The organism is Ornithinibacillus caprae (genome assembly GCF_009728145.1).
In the GTDB taxonomy this organism is placed as follows: domain Bacteria; phylum Bacillota; class Bacilli; order Bacillales; family Amphibacillaceae; genus Ornithinibacillus; species Ornithinibacillus caprae.
In genome coordinates this window covers 93,060-109,681 of the sequence record NZ_WOCA01000004.1, presented here as the reverse complement: position 1 = coordinate 109,681, position 16,622 = coordinate 93,060, and the positions used below count along the sequence as shown (strand labels likewise).

At 34.5% G+C, this 16,622-nt stretch carries 19 protein-coding genes; 2 read left to right on the top strand and 17 right to left on the bottom strand.

All coding sequences use genetic code 11. From position 1 onward, the window contains the following. Positions 1 to 14 precede the first annotated feature (14 nt). Positions 15 to 629, top strand: a complete 615-nt coding sequence (locus GMD78_RS07120) for an ATP-binding cassette domain-containing protein (protein WP_155668138.1) — start codon at positions 15 to 17, stop codon at positions 627 to 629. A 29-nt stretch (positions 630 to 658) separates the two neighbouring features. Here the strand turns inward: GMD78_RS07120 and rpsR are convergent, their stop codons facing one another. From rpsR to GMD78_RS07090, 6 genes are all read right to left on the bottom strand, one after another. Then, complete coding sequence (gene rpsR, locus GMD78_RS07115; RefSeq protein WP_050350602.1) at positions 659 to 889, bottom strand: 30S ribosomal protein S18; 231 nt, start codon at positions 887 to 889, stop codon at positions 659 to 661. Between the two features lie 34 nt (positions 890 to 923). Then, a complete protein-coding gene (gene ssb / locus GMD78_RS07110; protein WP_155668137.1) occupies positions 924 to 1,427 on the bottom strand; it encodes a single-stranded DNA-binding protein in 504 nt (167 codons plus the stop codon). 25 nt (positions 1,428 to 1,452) lie between these two features. Continuing rightward, a complete protein-coding gene (gene rpsF / locus GMD78_RS07105; protein WP_155668136.1) occupies positions 1,453 to 1,743 on the bottom strand; it encodes a 30S ribosomal protein S6 in 291 nt (96 codons plus the stop codon). A gap of 175 nt (positions 1,744 to 1,918) precedes the next feature. Beyond that, positions 1,919 to 3,019: a redox-regulated ATPase YchF gene (ychF, locus tag GMD78_RS07100; RefSeq protein WP_155668135.1), complete on the bottom strand. Its 1,101-nt coding sequence runs from the start codon at positions 3,017 to 3,019 to the stop codon at positions 1,919 to 1,921. Positions 3,020 to 3,229: 210 nt separating this feature from the next. Beyond that, a complete protein-coding gene (locus tag GMD78_RS07095; protein WP_155668134.1) occupies positions 3,230 to 3,427 on the bottom strand; it encodes a DUF951 domain-containing protein in 198 nt (65 codons plus the stop codon). A gap of 113 nt (positions 3,428 to 3,540) precedes the next feature. After that, the gene (locus tag GMD78_RS07090) at positions 3,541 to 4,566 is read right to left on the bottom strand and encodes a YkvI family membrane protein (RefSeq protein WP_155668133.1); all 1,026 of its coding nucleotides are present in this window, start codon (positions 4,564 to 4,566) and stop codon (positions 3,541 to 3,543) included. A gap of 172 nt (positions 4,567 to 4,738) precedes the next feature. Here GMD78_RS07090 and yyaC point away from each other — a divergent pair, with 172 nt between their 5' ends. Then, positions 4,739 to 5,356, top strand: coding sequence for a spore protease YyaC (gene yyaC, locus GMD78_RS07085; protein ID WP_155668132.1), 618 nt, complete (start codon positions 4,739 to 4,741; stop codon positions 5,354 to 5,356). Positions 5,357 to 5,432: 76 nt separating this feature from the next. Here yyaC and GMD78_RS07080 read toward each other — a convergent pair whose 3' ends face one another. From GMD78_RS07080 to spoIIIJ, 11 genes are all read right to left on the bottom strand, one after another. Continuing rightward, complete coding sequence (locus GMD78_RS07080) at positions 5,433 to 6,140, bottom strand: DUF554 domain-containing protein (RefSeq protein WP_155668131.1); 708 nt, start codon at positions 6,138 to 6,140, stop codon at positions 5,433 to 5,435. Positions 6,141 to 6,248: 108 nt separating this feature from the next. Beyond that, positions 6,249 to 7,085, bottom strand: a complete 837-nt coding sequence (locus GMD78_RS07075) for a ParB/RepB/Spo0J family partition protein (RefSeq protein WP_155668130.1) — start codon at positions 7,083 to 7,085, stop codon at positions 6,249 to 6,251. Further along, the gene (locus tag GMD78_RS07070; RefSeq protein WP_155668129.1) at positions 7,066 to 7,839 is read right to left on the bottom strand and encodes a ParA family protein; all 774 of its coding nucleotides are present in this window, start codon (positions 7,837 to 7,839) and stop codon (positions 7,066 to 7,068) included. Before GMD78_RS07070 ends, GMD78_RS07075 begins: the two co-directional genes overlap by 20 nt. Before the next feature lie 746 nt (positions 7,840 to 8,585). After that, the gene (noc, locus tag GMD78_RS07065; protein ID WP_155668128.1) at positions 8,586 to 9,449 is read right to left on the bottom strand and encodes a nucleoid occlusion protein; all 864 of its coding nucleotides are present in this window, start codon (positions 9,447 to 9,449) and stop codon (positions 8,586 to 8,588) included. 643 nt (positions 9,450 to 10,092) lie between these two features. Then, positions 10,093 to 10,809 carry a 16S rRNA (guanine(527)-N(7))-methyltransferase RsmG gene (rsmG, locus tag GMD78_RS07060; RefSeq protein ID WP_155668127.1) on the bottom strand — a complete coding sequence of 239 codons (717 nt, stop codon included), beginning with the start codon at positions 10,807 to 10,809 and terminating at the stop codon, positions 10,093 to 10,095. 69 nt (positions 10,810 to 10,878) lie between these two features. After that, complete coding sequence (gene mnmG, locus GMD78_RS07055) at positions 10,879 to 12,765, bottom strand: tRNA uridine-5-carboxymethylaminomethyl(34) synthesis enzyme MnmG (protein ID WP_155668126.1); 1,887 nt, start codon at positions 12,763 to 12,765, stop codon at positions 10,879 to 10,881. Between the two features lie 53 nt (positions 12,766 to 12,818). Beyond that, positions 12,819 to 14,195, bottom strand: a complete 1,377-nt coding sequence (gene mnmE, locus GMD78_RS07050) for a tRNA uridine-5-carboxymethylaminomethyl(34) synthesis GTPase MnmE (protein WP_155668125.1) — start codon at positions 14,193 to 14,195, stop codon at positions 12,819 to 12,821. Between the two features lie 265 nt (positions 14,196 to 14,460). Further along, a complete protein-coding gene (locus GMD78_RS07045) occupies positions 14,461 to 14,700 on the bottom strand; it encodes a YozQ family protein (RefSeq protein ID WP_155668124.1) in 240 nt (79 codons plus the stop codon). Between the two features lie 43 nt (positions 14,701 to 14,743). After that, positions 14,744 to 15,013 carry a hypothetical protein gene (locus GMD78_RS07040; protein ID WP_155668123.1) on the bottom strand — a complete coding sequence of 90 codons (270 nt, stop codon included), beginning with the start codon at positions 15,011 to 15,013 and terminating at the stop codon, positions 14,744 to 14,746. Positions 15,014 to 15,129: 116 nt separating this feature from the next. Next, complete coding sequence (gene jag / locus GMD78_RS07035; protein ID WP_343042175.1) at positions 15,130 to 15,744, bottom strand: RNA-binding cell elongation regulator Jag/EloR; 615 nt, start codon at positions 15,742 to 15,744, stop codon at positions 15,130 to 15,132. Then, on the bottom strand, positions 15,741 to 16,511 hold the full coding sequence (gene spoIIIJ / locus GMD78_RS07030) for a YidC family membrane integrase SpoIIIJ (RefSeq protein WP_155668122.1): 771 nt from the start codon (positions 16,509 to 16,511) through the stop codon (positions 15,741 to 15,743). The genes jag and spoIIIJ overlap by 4 nt, the downstream gene beginning before the upstream one ends. Positions 16,512 to 16,622 lie beyond the last annotated feature (111 nt).

The window sequence follows — 16,622 nt, the reverse complement described above, 5'->3', positions numbered from 1 at the left end:
TGGTGGGATGCTCATTGCTTTCAGTAAGTATACAAAAACAACTAAAAAATTATTCATTAGAGATTCATTTTAATGTGAACGAAGAAATTATTGCTTTGTTTGGCCCTTCTGGAGCAGGTAAAACAACGATATTAAATTGTATTGCCGGTTTGGCACATCCTGATCAAGGACTGATTCAATTAGAGAATCGTACCTTCTATGAAACAAAAAAGAAACCTGTTCCTATACAAAAGCGAAATATAGGGTACCTCTTTCAGGATTACGCACTTTTTCCTCATATGACGGTTCAAAAGAACATTTCATATGGAATGAAGGATGCTCATTTAACAGAGCAGCTCATTGATACCGTTGCAATTAGACACTTACTGGATCGTTATCCTAACCAAATATCCGGTGGAGAAAAACAGCGAGTAGCATTGGTTCGCGCATTAGCAACTAAACCAGATGCATTATTATTAGATGAACCCTTCTCAGCACTAGATCAAGATACGAGAGTAGAGTGTCAAAATGAATTATTACGTTTGCATGAATTGTGGAAAATTCCAATGATATTAGTTACACATGATTTAAAGGAAGCGAATAAATTAGCAGATCGTATCCTTAAAATCGATAAAGGAAAAAGCCTCTAAACTAATGAATAGTTTAGAGGCTTTTTATATTACTCAGCCACATATGGCAATAAAGCCATTGTACGAGCACGTTTGATTGCTTTAGTTAATTTACGTTGGTATTTTGCAGAAGTTCCAGTTACACGACGAGGAAGAATTTTTCCACGCTCAGAAATGAAACGTCTTAGAAGATCAACGTCTTTGTAGTCGATGTGTGTAATTCCGTTCGCTGTGAAGTAACACACTTTACGACGCTTAGCACGACCGCGACGAGCTGCCATTGATACCCCTCCTTTTGTTCATTATGCCATTCGTTTAGAATGGTAAATCATCATCTGATATATCGATCGGCTCACCATTATTTTTAAATGGGTCCTCATCATTTTGAAATTGATTATCTCTAGTTTGATTCTGGTTGTTTGGGTTCTGATTTGGATTTTGCTGGTATCCTGATGAATAATTGCCTTGGCCTTGTTGTCCTTGTCCTCCTTGTGAGGAACCTTTTGACTCCAAGAATTGCACACTATCAGCAACAACTTCTGTAATATATACCATTTTTCCATCTTGACCTTCAAAACTACGAGTTTGAATACGGCCATCGACACCAATCATACTACCTTTTTTCATATAGTTGGCAAGGTTTTCTGCTGGTCTACGCCAGATGACGCAGTTTATAAAATCAGCTTCTCTGTTTCCTTGCTGATTTGAAAAAGGTCGATTGACTGCAACAGTAAAGTTAGCAACTGCCACTCCACTTGGTGTATAACGTAGATCAGGATCCCTCGTTAACCTGCCGACAAGTACGACACGATTTAACATCAGAACCACTCCTTATTATTCCTAATTATTGATCATCTTCTCGAACTGCGATATGGCGAATAATATCTTCAGAGAACTTAGCTTGGCGATCAAATTCATTAATTGCATTTTCATCACCAGAGAAGTTAATTATTACATAATATCCGTCACGGAAATCATTGATTTCGTATGCAAGGCGTTTTTTACCTTTTTCATCAACTTTTTCAATCTCCGCCCCATTATCAGTTAAAATATTATTGAAACGCTCGATTAAAGCTGTTTGCGCTTCCTCTTCCATGTCTGGGCGGATGATATACATGATTTCGTATTTTCTCATCCGTTACACCTCCTTTTGGTCTTAGCGGCTCTAAATTATAGAAAAGCTTAGCTTTTCGCAATAAGAGCAAGGAGTAATCTAAATTCATTACTCACAATAGTGTATTATACCAAATCTTATACGAAATAACAAGTTTTCGAGAGATCCTTTTTCTACGTTTTTTTAATATGTTTTCCTATACATTAAAACGGAAATGAATTACATCTCCATCTTTAACAATATAGTCTTTTCCTTCTAAGCGAACCTTGCCTTTTTCACGTGCTTGTGTCATAGAGCCAGCTTCTACTAAGTCATTATAGGAAACTGTTTCCGCACGGATAAAACCACGTTCAAAGTCTGTATGGATAATTCCAGCAGCTTGTGGTGCCTTAATCCCTTTTCGGAATGTCCACGCACGTACTTCTTGCTCACCAGCTGTAAAATATGTTGCTAAACCTAATAAACTGTAGGAAGCCTTAATGAGTTTATCTAAGCCTGATTCAGAAATACCTAATTCTTCAAGGTACATTTCCTTTTCCTCTTGATCTAGTTCGGAAATCTCTTCCTCAATTTTAGCACAGATTACAATTACTTCAGCACCTTCATTTGCAGCATATTCCCTAACCTTTTGCACAAGTTCATTGCCATCAGGATCTGCAACTTCATCTTCACTTACATTTGCTACATATAGCATTGGTTTACTTGTTAATAAGTGAAGTCCTTTAACAATTTTTTGTTGCTCATCTGTAAAATCAATGGCACGAGCTGGTTTTTCTTCTTCTAGGGCAGTCTTTATTTTATCTAATACGGTAAATTCAGCAACTGCTTCTTTATCTTTTTGCTTAGCTAATTTTTCAACACGCTGCAATCGTTTCATTACCGTTTCTAAATCTGCTAAAATAAGCTCCAAATTAATAACTTCTATATCATCTATTGGATCTACTTTACCAGATACATGGGTAATGTTTTCATCCACAAAACAACGAACAACCTGACAGATTGCATCAACTTGACGAATATGGGATAAAAATTGGTTACCCAACCCTTCTCCTTTACTTGCCCCTTTAACAATACCTGCAATATCGGTAAATTCAAATGCAGTAGGTACTGTTTTTTTCGGATTTACTAATTCTGTTAATTTATTTAAGCGCTCGTCTGGAACTTCCACAATTCCTACATTAGGATCAATAGTTGCAAATGGGTAGTTAGCTGCTTCAGCACCCGCTTGCGTAATTGCATTAAATAACGTAGATTTACCTACGTTAGGAAGTCCGACAATTCCTGCTGTTAAAGCCATTCAATTTTCACTCCTTAAGGGTTCCTTCATATGAACGCGTTCGTTATTCCAATTATAGATACTAGTAAAAAAAAAGACAAGCAGGTAAAAAACAAAAATAGGCATCAAAAAGATACCTATTTTTGCTTTTTACCCTATCGTTTTCTCTATATCTATCTTTCTATACATATATTTTACCATTTTTTACAGTGTTTAGTCTATTTTAACATATTAATTAGAAGATTTTTCTATAATTTTCTTTAGCTTTTTCGTAAATTCACGGCGTGGAATCATCACACTATGATCACAACCTAGACATTTAATACGGATATCCATGCCCATTCGAATTATTTTCCATCGATTTTCACCACATGGATGAGGTTTTTTCATTTGTACGACATCATTTAATTCAAAATCCTTATCCACCATGTCCTCTTCTCCTCACATTTATTCTTTTTACATCTAGTTAGTTTTGCCTTTTGATTGTATTCACTTTTATATTACAACATTCTATTATGTAAATACAATATGTTCAACTAGTCCTACACTCTTTTCTTTTCCATATTATTCCAAATCGGATAAAGTAATAGCCTTGTTAATACATATAAATTTAATACTCCATATACTGGGTATAAAAAACCTATTAAGTTAGAAAAACCTAATGTAGTTAATGGAATCATCGTTAATAATGTTGTAATGACAATGATCCATAGTGGTTTATTTAAATAACTATTTACACGAGTTACGATTCCAAGTACTCCTGCGGCTGCCGTAGTAAAAATAGCAAACCATAACAATATAGACATAAAAATAACCATTTGGAATGGATAATGTTTGAGTATAGCAAATAGAGGAATCTCATAGAGTAACAATTCATCTGCTATTTGAATGAGACTATTATTATAAATATATGAAATTACTCCTAATGTAACACCACTCCCAATTCCTGCAAACCAAATCTCTTGTTTAGATTCAACCTTATTACCAACTGCACCTAATACAGCTATTAAAGGCAAAATATTTAATGCAGTAAATGGGAATGCAGCAATCCAATTGCTTTGCTCATGCCAATGTGAAAACAATGCTAGATCTTGATCGATTGTAAATATTACTAAAACAAATAATAGACCAGTAAGTAAAATGGGTAATATAATTTGGTTTATGGATAATAATCCAGTGATATCTTTACTAAATAAAATAATTAATGCAATTACAATAAAGACAATTCCCCACCAATACGGAAAGTTAAATGCTTGTCCCGTAGCACCGCTTCCAGATAGCATAACTACCGTAGTTGTATATAAATATAAAAAAATCATCACATCATAAAGTTTTGCTAATTTATCACCTACAATATCTCGTAACACCGGGCGATACTCCGTAGATTTTCGCTCATAACTTATTGTCATAATGACAATACATGAAACTACAAAGAATACCATGAATAAAGCAATGGCTAGTCCACTTTCATGGCCAAAAAACTCCCATAGTTCCCTTCCCGAGGCATATCCAGCTCCAATGGTAGTTCCGATGATTAAAAACATCCATTTAAATCCTGATTTAAACATTACGTATCCTCCATTATTTTTTTGTAATAGGATTATGTGTTACCTTCCTACTCTCGTTTAGTGCAACATAGAAATTCACCATATGGAATTGGCAAATAGTTTTCCAAGAACGATGTATAAAAGTTAAATAATTTCCGTATACTAATATCAATATGTTAGCGGAGGAAAACCTATGAATCTAAAGAGTCATTTAAATTCAAAAAATGATACAATTAGAATGTTACATACAGAACCTACCATGACGGATGTAATTAGTAACAAAATAATTTCATGGCTTCCTGAGAAGCCACGCGAATATGTTGTTGTTTGTATTGGAACAGATCGATCAACTGGAGATGCTTTAGGACCCTTAACTGGTACATATTTAGATGAACTTAGACCAAGACATATGTCTGTTTATGGAACATTACAAGATCCTGTGCATGCTACAAATCTAAATGACTATATCAATTTAATTTATAGTAATCATCAAAATCCATTTATTATTGCTGTAGATGCATGCTTAGGAAAAACAAATTCCGTTGGTCATATTATTGCTAGTGAAGGATCACTGAAGCCTGGCGCTGCATTAAAAAAGCCTTTACCTGAAGTTGGAGATATCCATATAACTGGAGTAGTAAATATAAGTGGATTTATGGAGTATTCCGTATTGCAAAACACACGTCTATCAATTGTCGTTTCGATGGCTAAAAAGATTGCAAAGACGATCAATTTAATTGATCAACAATTAACATACAATCAAATTTCACCAGCAATCGTAATGTCTCATCTAAAAGAAAATTCTATATAAACCTTATTAATCCCCCCCTATTTATACAAAAATAGGCTGTCCCAATTTTTGAGACAGCCTATTTTAGTTTCTATTTTTATATAAATAACTGATAGATATAATAGATTAACACAACAGTTAATATGGAAGGTAATAGATTCCCAACTCGTATTTGCACAATCTTTAATAGATTTAACCCAATAGCAACGATCAACAATCCACCAACAGCCGTTAATTCAACTATTAATCCATTTAGAAAGGCATCTGGAATCCATCTCTCAATTTGCGTAGCTAATAAAGCAATTCCGCCTTGATAAACAACCACCGGGATCACGGAAAAGATTACTCCAAACCCTAAGGTAGTTGTTAATACAAGTGCAACAAATCCATCAATTACACCTTTGGTTATAAGTACTTCATGGTCACCACGTAACCCACTATCTAAAGCTCCTATCACAGACATTGCACCTATTACAAAAATTAAAGATGCAGTAACAAATCCTTCTGCAACACTAAAGTTCTTATTTTTACTAACAAATTTACTTCCAATCCAATTCCCTAATCGATTTAACCCTTCTTCTACATGAAAAAACTCTCCAATAATTGCACCTGTAAGCAGACTTAGTAATACAACAATAATTGAATCTGTAGAAAAAGCCATTTGTAAACCTATTAATATAACCGCTAACCCAATTCCATGCATCACTGTTTCTTTATATCTCTCTGGTATTTTTGTGAAAAACAGACCTAGTAATGTCCCTAAAATGATTAGTATTCCATTTACCAGGGTTCCGTATAATGCCATATTACCAACCCCATGGTTCAAAGTTTTATTTAAATGTTTCACGTGAAACATTTGTTATAGAGAAAGACTGGGAAATATAAATATCCCCAGTCTAATTCATATATCTTATTAGTTTTCAAGAACCTCAATAATTCTCTCTAAATCATCATCTGTATAAAATTCTATTTCTATTTTACCCTTACGCTTCCCCTTTTGAATCGTTACAGCTGTACCTAATCGATCGCGTAAAATTGATTCTCTTTCTTGCAAGAAAATATCTTTTTTAGGTTTTTCTTTTTTCTTATTTGGTTTTTGATTTAGTAGAACAATTAACTTTTCTACCTGGCGAACATTTAGTTTTTCATTACGAATTTTATTTACTACCGGAATAACTTTTTCTTTATCCTTAATACCAAGTAGAGCTCGGCCATGTCCCATAGTAAGTTCACCATTATTTATATATGCGATCACCTGATCAGGTAAACCTAATAATCTTACCATATTAGCGATATGTGATCGGCTTTTACCAAGGCGCTTTGCTAATTCTTCTTGAGTTAAATTAAGTTCATTCATTAAATTCGAGTATGCGTAAGCCTCTTCAATAGGTGTTAAGTCTTCACGTTGTAAGTTTTCTAATAAGGCTAGTTCCATCATTTTATCATCGGTTAATTCTTTTACAATAACCGGGATTTCAGTTAATCCAGCCTCTTTGGCAGCTCGGTAACGTCTCTCCCCTACAACTATTTCGTAGCCTTTAATTGACTTACGAACAGTTATTGGTTGAATAATACCATACTCTAAAATAGAATCCTTTAATTCTTCAATTGCTTCTGTATCAAACGTTTTTCTTGGTTGATAAGGATTCGGTCTACATTCGCTAATAGGGATTTGCATTACCTTGTCTGTTGCTGTCTCCTCTATTTCAGGAAAAAATGCATCAAGTCCTTTACCCAACCCTCGCGCCATTACGCATCACTTCCTTCGCTAATTCTAAGTAAACCTCAGCACCTTTTGATTTGGGATCATAAGAAATAATCGGTTCACCGTGACTTGGTGCTTCCCCTAATCTAACATTCCGAGGAATGATAGAATTATATACTTTATCTTGGAAATACTTTTTAACCTCTTCAATCACTTGAATACCTAAGTTCGTTCTTGCATCAAACATTGTTAACAGAACGCCCTCTATCATTAATTCTTTATTTAAATGCTTTTGAACCAAACGAATTGTATTTAACAACTGACTTAAACCTTCTAATGCGTAATATTCACATTGCACAGGAATAAGTACCGTATCAGAGGAAGTAAGTGCATTGATTGTTAATAAACCAAGAGAAGGAGGACAATCTATAATAATATAATCATATATTTCCTTTAAGCTTTCTAGTGATTTTTTCAATCTTATTTCACGTGAAATAGTTGGTACTAATTCCACTTCCGCTCCTGCTAATTGAATAGTTGCCGGTATTATGTCTAAATTAGATACGTTTGTCGGAACACATACCTCTTCTGCTGGTAAATCTTCTATTAAAACATTATATATACATTGACTCATATCTGCTTTGTTAATTCCAACTCCACTAGTTGCATTCCCTTGTGGATCAATATCCACTAGTAGAACTTTATTACCTAATTGTGCTAAACAAGCACTTAGGTTTACAGATGAAGTTGTTTTTCCCACGCCACCTTTTTGGTTAGCGATGGCTATTATTTTTCCCATACTTTCACCTACCCAAACGATATACTATCTATTTTATCACTTTTCTTGATGGAAATCTTATTAAATTTACTATTTGTTATAAATATGTAAATTAACATTAGTAATCTATTGAATTATCTTTGTTTCTAGTAATTATTTTACCTGTTTAATTATATTAAAACTTCAATATACGCTAGATTATTATTTAAATTCAAGTTAATTTTCAAATGGTTGTATTGTATAAAGTATTAGTATGCAAAGAACCTTTGTTACATTCGCTCCTTCAAAACGAGAGCTATTACACCGCTACTGAAGAATTCTTCGCTATTTTTGAAATGATAAGTCCCCTAGAATTTATAAATTAAGAGTGTTACATCGCACTGAGAAAATGTGTTTTACTTTCAAGAAGTCAAACTGCCCTCTATCCCTTCACTCTAATTACTGGTAACAATAATGTCTAATGAAATTTATCAATAATGACAAATGTGATAAATAATGAATTAGAATTAATTTAGCGAAGGAAATACACGAAGACTCCTGCGGGAAAGCGAAGACGCTAAGACCCCACAGGAAGCGTTCTGTGCCACCGAGGAGGCTTAGCGCGAGCCCGCGGAAAGCGTAGTGTATTTCCGTAGCGGTAATAGAGCAGTATATTACATCGAATTCTATACAATTGTACAACATACCATGCAAAATACACCTATAAAATTAAGCATTCATTTTTGTCAAATAAAGCCCCCACCTTAGAAAGATGGGGGCGGAATATATTATTTCTTCTTAGGAATTTTAATAGTAATTTGATAATAATCATCTAAATCTTGCTCATCCGATTCTAAATCAATACCAGTATCCGATACCATATTCAACGACTGGCGAATCGTATTCATCGCTATTCGAATATCTTTATTAATACCTTTTAATTTCGGTCTTTTTTTCTTTTGCTTTTCCTTCGATTGATTTAAGTTAGCAATACGCTCTTCTGTTTGCTTAACATTTAAATCATGTTCCATAATTTCTTGGAGAAGCTTCAATTGCTTTTCCTCTTCATCCAATTTAATTAATGCTCTTGCATGTCTTTCTGTTATATGTTTATTTAATAAGGCCTGTTGGACAGCTTCTGGAAGCTTTAATAGTCGAAGCTTATTAGCAATCGTTGACTGGTTTTTACCTAGTCTTTGCGCAAGTGCTTCTTGGGTTAAACTATGCATTTCTAGTAGCTTAGCATAAGCAACCGCTTCTTCTATTACCGTTAATTCTTCCCTCTGTAAGTTCTCAATTAATGCTACTGAAGCAGTTTGCGTATCCGACATATCACGAACAATAGCAGATACTTTTTCCCAGCCTAATGATTGAACAGCACGCCAACGACGTTCCCCAGCAATAATCTCATACCGATCTTCATCAATTTTCCTTACAACAATCGGTTGAATCATGCCATGAGTATTAATTGTTTGCGCAAGCTCTTTAATTTTTTCTTCATTAAATATTGACCTTGGCTGATAACGATTCGGTTCAATAGATTGAACTGGAATCTCAATAACTTCGTCTTGATGATAGGATTCCTCGCCTAACTCCAACTCAGAATCTGCCTTCTCCCCTAAACCAAAAATACGGTTAAATGGATGCACCATCAAACACCACCCTTTTTACAAATAGATTAGTTCCAAAAGCGAAAGCAATCATTTAGCGACATATGTACTCCGTACGCGCAACACTGGTGGTTCGATAGTAGAGCTACTGATACTTCCTCTCCACCAAAAATCTATTACAATAAGGAGCATTTTATCCCAAACTCAGTACATAGGCAATATATTATTCCCTATAAAGGATCACAAGTCGCCGGGAACTGTAGCTAGACGCTTTTGAATGAAAGAACATCTAGAATATAGTACGGAATTAACTTTATATGAAAATGTTTCACGTGAAACATTAGTATGTTATGTAGTGGTTTTTGAGTAGAATACGGTAATAGTCTATCATCTATGAAACTATTATGCATTCACCGTACTTATATAGTATAGCGTTTATCCTCTTATTTTACCATATTATCAAAAATAAAGGTATTTATAAATTTTAATAAAAAACCTATTTTAAACGTTAGAAACTTATCTATTAAAATGACTTAGTCGCACTTATACAGAATTAAAAATTCATGCTTTTATATCTGGTGAAAAAATAATAGACTGCTGAAGGTTCTTATAATATCATCCCTCAACTTATTTAAAAAAGAAAAGTACATCTCCCCTTGCACTTTTCTTCTCCGAATTCCCCACTTTATTCAATTGGTTCTTTATTTGGTGTACCTGGTTTTCGAGGATACTTTTTAGGTGTTTTTCTTTTCTTATTAATAATTACAATAGATCTTTCACTGTTTTCTACTGGTAATGAGAAGGTATGTGATTCCCCTATCTCTCCCCCCAATATTTCGATTGCATTCTTTGCTACCGTTAATTCTTCTGTTGCTTGAGCACCTTTCATAGCAATGAAAGCACCATTTACTTTAGATAATGGCAAGCAAAGCTCACTTAGTACAGACATTCTAGCAACTGCTCGAGCCATAACTAGATCAAATGATTCGCGATGAGTCTTATTTTTCCCGAAAGTTTCTGCTCGATCATGATAAAATGCAACACCTGTTACATCTAATTCAGAAGCTAAATGATTCAAGAATCCAATACGTTTTTGTAATGAATCAACAATGGTTACGTTTATATGTGGAAAGCAAATTTTAAGTGGTATACTAGGAAATCCTGCTCCTGCTCCAACATCACAGATATGTATTTCTTTCGTAAAATCATAATAAAATGCCGCTGAAATAGAATCATAAAAATGCTTCAAATATACATCTTCTAAAGAAGTTAAAGCTGTTAAGTTTATTTTTTCATTCCAATCAACGAGTGTTTTAAAATAGATTGAAAATTGCTCTAATTGTCGGTTATTTAGTATTATCCCTTGTTTTTCTAATTCTGCAGCAAATTGTTCTGGATTCATAAGGACAATCTCCTTTTTTATGGATAGTAAGAAGTCGACAATAGTTTTGGTCGACTTCTTACACAGTTATTAGTTTGCAAGCTTAGCGATCTTTCCTTGTTCAATATAAACAAGTAAGATAGAGATATCAGCCGGATTCACACCAGATATTCTTGAGGCCTGACCGACTGATAGTGGTCGTACTTCTTTAAGCTTCTCTTTCGCTTCGGTAGCAATACCACTAATATCATCGTAATCAATTTGTTCTGGGATTTTTTTGTCTTCCATTTTAAGCATTCGTTCTACTTGTTCATTTGCTTTTTTAATATATCCCTCATACTTAATTTGTATTTCTACTTGTTCTTTCACTTCACTTGGTAAATCCTCTACGGACTCAATTACTTTTTCAATGAGTTCGTATGTTAATTCTGGACGTTTTAACAGATCATATGCTTTTACAGGTTCTCTAAGTGAAGTTGCGTTTGCTCCTTCTAGCATTTTTTGTACTTCATCTGTTGGCTTAATTGTAATTTTTCTCAATCGATTCTTTTCTTCTTCTACTAAACGTTTCTTTTCTTCATATTTTTGATAACGTTCTTCTGTTATTAATCCAAGGTTATAAGCAAGATCCGTTAATCGCAAATCAGCATTATCATGACGTAATAACAAACGATATTCTGCGCGTGAAGTTAGTAAGCGATACGGTTCTTTCGTTCCTTTCGTTACCAAATCATCGATTAATACTCCAATATAGGCCTGTGATCGATCTAGAATTACAGGATCTTTTCCAAGTACTTTAGCAGCTGCATTAATACCTGCCATGATTCCTTGCGCTGCTGCTTCCTCATAACCAGAAGTTCCATTTATTTGGCCAGCAGTATATAAACCAGATATTTTTTTCGTTTCTAGTGTTGGCCATAATTGGGTCGGTACTACTGCATCATACTCAATCGCATAACCTGGACGCATTATTTGAGCATTTTCAAGTCCTGGTACTGTTTTTATCATTTCATACTGAATTGATTCTGGTAATGAAGTAGATAATCCTTGTACATAAACCTCTTCCGTATCTCTTCCTTCTGGTTCAAGAAAGACTTGATGACGAGGTTTATCATTAAAACGAACAATTTTATCTTCAATGGAAGGACAATAACGCGGACCTGTGCCACGTTTCATTCCTGAATACATTGCAGAAAGTGATAAATTATCATCGATGATTTTATGCGTGAATTCATTGGTATACGTTAACCAACAAGGTATTTGATCTGTAATAAATTCTGTTGTTTCATATGAAAATCCTTGGGGCTTTTCATCCCCTGGTTGGATTTCTGTCTTCGTATAATCAATCGTATGACTATTTACTCTCGGAGGTGTACCTGTTTTAAAGCGAGTAAGTTCAAATCCAAGCTTTTCTAGATTCTCGGATAGTTTAATGGATGGACGTTGGTTATTCGGACCACTCTCATATTCCAAATCTCCCATTAATACTTTACCGCGCATAAAGGTTCCTGTAGTAATAATGACCGTTTCAGCATAATAAGCTGATTTAGTTTCTGTTAATACGCCTTTACACACACCATCTTCTACGATAAGTTCATCTACCATACCTTGGCGGACAGTAAGGTTTGGTTCATTTTCAATGATATTTTTCATTTCTTTAATATACAACGGTTTGTCAGCTTGAGCTCGTAATGCTTGCACAGCTGGCCCTTTACCTGTATTTAACATGCGCATTTGAATATGTGTTTTATCGATTACTTTACCCATTACCCCACCTAGCGCATCAACCTCACGTACAACAATACCCTTAGCAGGTCCACCAATGGATGGATTACATGGCATAAAAGCAATCATATCTAAATTTAAGGTTAGCATTAATGTTTTGGCACCCATTCGTGCGGCAGCTAATCCCGCTTCCACACCCGCATGACCAGCACCAATTACAATTGTATCGTAATGCCCTGCATTATATACCATAGTTTTCATTCCTTTCTAGTTAGAGAAACACATTAAACGTATCCCTCTAATTTTTATTTTCCTAAACAGAACTGAGAAAATAACTGATCAATTAAACTATCACTAGCAGTATCTCCAATTATTTCTCCTAAAAACTCCCACGTTCTCGTTACATCAATTTGAACGATATCTAAAGGCATTTCCATTTCTAGACTCGCCATTGCATCCTCTAATGCCTGTTTCGCTTGTTTCAGTAGTTGGATATGTCTTACATTTGATACATACGTTAAATCTCCTGTATCTATATCCCCTGCAAAAAATGTTTTAGCAATAGCTGATTCTAACTCGTCTACCCCTTTTTCTTCTATTAAAGAAGTAGTTACGATTGGTCGTTCCTCAGAATATTGTTTTACCTCGTCAAGGTCAAGCTTTTGTGGCAGGTCAGTTTTATTAATGATTACAATATATTCTAATCCTTTAATTGCCTCAAACAGCTTTTTATCTTCATCTGATAATGCTTCATTATAATTTAATACAAAAAGAATTAAATCAGACTCCTTCAATACTTTACGAGATCGCTCTACACCAATTTTCTCAACTATATCTTCTGTCTCCCGAATACCTGCCGTATCAACTAATCGAAGTGGAACACCACGAACATTAACATACTCTTCAATGATATCCCTCGTTGTACCTGGTATTTCCGTTACAATTGCTTTATTTTCTTGTACTAATGTATTCATTAATGAAGACTTTCCTACATTTGGACGTCCAATAATTGCTGTAGCTAAACCCTCACGTAAAATTTTCCCCTGTTTTGCTACTTGTAGTAATTCCTCAATTTCATCATGTACTTCTTTTGTCTTCTTACGCATCATTTCATGGGACATTTCTTCGACATCATCATATTCAGGGTAGTCGATATTCACTTCCACATGGGCAACCGTCTCTAATAATTCTTGTCTATATTTTTGAATTAAGCCAGAAAGTCTTCCATCCATTTGTTTTAATGCAACGGACATTGCTTTATCCGTTTTTGCACGAATTAAGTCCATGACAGCCTCAGCTTGTGATAAATCAATACGTCCGTTTAAAAAAGCACGCTTTGTAAACTCACCAGGTTCTGCTAATCGTGCTCCTTGATTTAAAACAATCTCTAATACACGATTTACAGCTACCATCCCACCATGACAGTTAATCTCTACTACATCTTCACGCGTAAACGTCCTCGGTCCTCTCATGACGGAAACCATCACTTCTTCAGCTACCTCATTTGTTTGAGGATCAATAATTTTCCCGTAATTAATCGTATGGGAATCAACCTTCATAAGATCCTTTCCATCAAACAGTTTAGCTGTAATCTCTATAGCCTGTGGTCCTGTTAACCTTACAATCGCTATAGCACCTTCCCCAATTGGAGTCGATATCGCCGTTATTGTATCTGTCTCCATCATTTCACCTCCATCCACAAAAATAAACATTATATATATCCACACATTATTTACTTTAATTCATTTCAGTAACATTTTTTATCGTCACTAACTTAATAGAATATCACAGTTTAATTTAAAAGGGAAGTTATCCACATTAAGAGAATATATAGCAAAAAATCGTTTATCCACATGTGAATAAACGATTTTTAAGTTGATGAAGTTATCAACAACTTTTATCCCGCATGTAACGGGCAGTAAGACCCCCACTGAATGAAGTTTCACTTTATTTATATCCTTTTCTAGGAATTTCTTCACCATTATGGTTTTCTAACTTATTTTGATCCGAAACCTGGTCAATTTTACCATCAACAGTCCCTTCTGTATAGGCATCTGTTGCTTGCTCATGAGTAACAGCCATTCCTTGGTCTATTTCCTCATTACTTTTATAATCTGATACATCATACATTTTTCCAGCTACCTTTTTTGCACTATTAATGGTTTCTCGTTTATTTTTATTCGTCATTATTCATCCTCCTTCTTTTTATTCTTAACCACCTGAACAAAACTTATGAATGGTTAATCTGAAGTTCTTGTTTAATGATCTCTAGTTCGTTTAAAAGTAGCTCTACTTCTTCTTGACCTAATAGAATAGGTATTTGATCATTAACTGTAATCGTACATGAATCCGATTGCTTTTCTAAGTAATTCACTAATTGGTGGATTTGATGTTCTGAAAGCGTGGATGCTGTTGTTAAATTTTTCACTCGGTTTAAATAAAAGTACCTATTTTGTTGATCAAACTCGCCACTAAATACCGTTCCAGAAAAATTATTCATATGAAATCTCCTTTTAGTAGACCTAACTATTCATAATTAGTATATCGATTAATTTTTTATTCATACAAAAAAACCCCTGAAAAAAATCAGGGGTTTTCCATAAACAGCATATTAATCTACGGTTTAATAACAATATGGCGATGTGGCTCTACACCATCAGAGTATGTTGTTACATCTCCTCTTGCTTGTAACATACTATGAATGATTTTACGCTCATAAGCTGGCATTGGTTCAAGTGCTACTTTCTTATTGATCCGTTTTGCCTTTTCTGCCATTCGTTCTGCTAAGGTTTCTAATGTTTCTTTTCTACGACCACGATAGCCTTCTGCATCTAATGTAACGGTATAATATTGTTTTGCATCCTTATTCAAAACAAGGTGTACTAAATATTGTAATGCATTTAATGTTTGGCCACGTTTTCCAATTAATAGTGCTATTTTTTCACCTGTTAAATCAAATGTTACATGATTATCTTTTACCTCTGTTGAAATTTCAGCTTCTACGTTCATATTTCGAACAACATCTTTCAAGAAATTCTCTGCTTCTTGAACCTGATTTTTCGCTTTCGTTACCTTCACGATCGCTCGTTTTGAACCAAATACACCTAGAAGACCTTTTTTACCTTCATCAATAATTTCAATTTCAACTTGGTCCTTTGTTGTGTTTAACTGCTCTAATGCTGATTGGACCGCTTCATCTACCGTTTGTCCACTAGCAGTTACTTGTCTCACTTTTTGTCTCCTCCAGTACTAACATTCATCATTGGCTTACGAATGAAAATAGTTTGTACTACCATAAATATATTACCAACTACCCAGTATAATGCTAATGCGGCTGGGAAGAAAATAGCAAAGACACCAATCATGATTGGCATAACATAAAGCATTACCATCATCTGTGGATTTTGAGCAGCTGGACTACCAGCCATCATTAACTTCTGTTGGAACCATGTTGCTGCACCTGCAACCAATGGCAAAATGAAATATGGATCTGGTGCACCTAATTCAAACCATAAAAAACTGTGGGTCTGAATTTCAGTTGTACGCATAATTGCATGATAAATAGCAATTAAGATTGGCATTTGCACAAAGATCGGTAAACAACCAGCAAGTGGATTTACCCCATGCTTTTGGAACAACGCCATTGTTTCTTGTTGAAGTTTTTGTTGGGTATTCGCATCTTTTGAGCTGTATTTTTTTTGTAATTCTTTTAGCTCTGGTTGAATGTCTTGCATTGCCTTCGAACTTTTTATTTGTTTCACGTTTAGTGGTAAAAGAACTAAACGTATAATAATAGTAACTAATACAATTGCTAAACCGAAATTAACGGGATTAAATAATTCAGCAAAATAAGTGATTAATAATGATAACGGATAAACAAAATACTTATTCCATATTCCTTCACTCTCAGAATTAATAGGCTCGTTAATTTCCATACAGCCTGAAAGTAATGCTACCAATCCAATTAACATTGCTAGCAATAATATCTTTTTACGCAATTTATACTTCCTCCTAACTAATAAAAACAAACTACCTTTGAATGATCAAGATATATCTATATCAACTAGTTTAACTTCAAAACTATGTACCCTATATTTTACATGAATTGT

Bases quoted from the DNA above. Each gene is read 5' to 3' on its own strand.
- rpsR (WP_050350602.1), bottom strand. From the start codon at position 889: ATGGCAGCTCGTCGCGGTCGTGCTAAGCGTCGTAAAGTGTGTTACTTC.
- ssb (WP_155668137.1), bottom strand. From the start codon at position 1,427: ATGTTAAATCGTGTCGTACTTGTCGGCAGGTTAACGAGGGATCCTGAT.
- rpsF (WP_155668136.1), bottom strand. From the start codon at position 1,743: ATGAGAAAATACGAAATCATGTATATCATCCGCCCAGACATGGAAGAG.
- ychF (WP_155668135.1), bottom strand. From the start codon at position 3,019: ATGGCTTTAACAGCAGGAATTGTCGGACTTCCTAACGTAGGTAAATCT.
- GMD78_RS07095 (WP_155668134.1), bottom strand. From the start codon at position 3,427: ATGGTGGATAAGGATTTTGAATTAAATGATGTCGTACAAATGAAAAAA.
- GMD78_RS07090 (WP_155668133.1), bottom strand. From the start codon at position 4,566: ATGTTTAAATCAGGATTTAAATGGATGTTTTTAATCATCGGAACTACC.
- yyaC (WP_155668132.1), top strand. From the start codon at position 4,739: ATGAATCTAAAGAGTCATTTAAATTCAAAAAATGATACAATTAGAATG.
- GMD78_RS07080 (WP_155668131.1), bottom strand. From the start codon at position 6,140: ATGGCATTATACGGAACCCTGGTAAATGGAATACTAATCATTTTAGGG.
- GMD78_RS07075 (WP_155668130.1), bottom strand. From the start codon at position 7,085: ATGGCGCGAGGGTTGGGTAAAGGACTTGATGCATTTTTTCCTGAAATA.
- GMD78_RS07070 (WP_155668129.1), bottom strand. From the start codon at position 7,839: ATGGGAAAAATAATAGCCATCGCTAACCAAAAAGGTGGCGTGGGAAAA.
- noc (WP_155668128.1), bottom strand. From the start codon at position 9,449: ATGGTGCATCCATTTAACCGTATTTTTGGTTTAGGGGAGAAGGCAGAT.
- rsmG (WP_155668127.1), bottom strand. From the start codon at position 10,809: ATGAATCCAGAACAATTTGCTGCAGAATTAGAAAAACAAGGGATAATA.
- mnmG (WP_155668126.1), bottom strand. From the start codon at position 12,765: ATGGTATATAATGCAGGGCATTACGATACAATTGTAATTGGTGCTGGT.
- mnmE (WP_155668125.1), bottom strand. From the start codon at position 14,195: ATGGAGACAGATACAATAACGGCGATATCGACTCCAATTGGGGAAGGT.
- GMD78_RS07045 (WP_155668124.1), bottom strand. From the start codon at position 14,700: ATGACGAATAAAAATAAACGAGAAACCATTAATAGTGCAAAAAAGGTA.
- GMD78_RS07040 (WP_155668123.1), bottom strand. From the start codon at position 15,013: ATGAATAATTTTTCTGGAACGGTATTTAGTGGCGAGTTTGATCAACAA.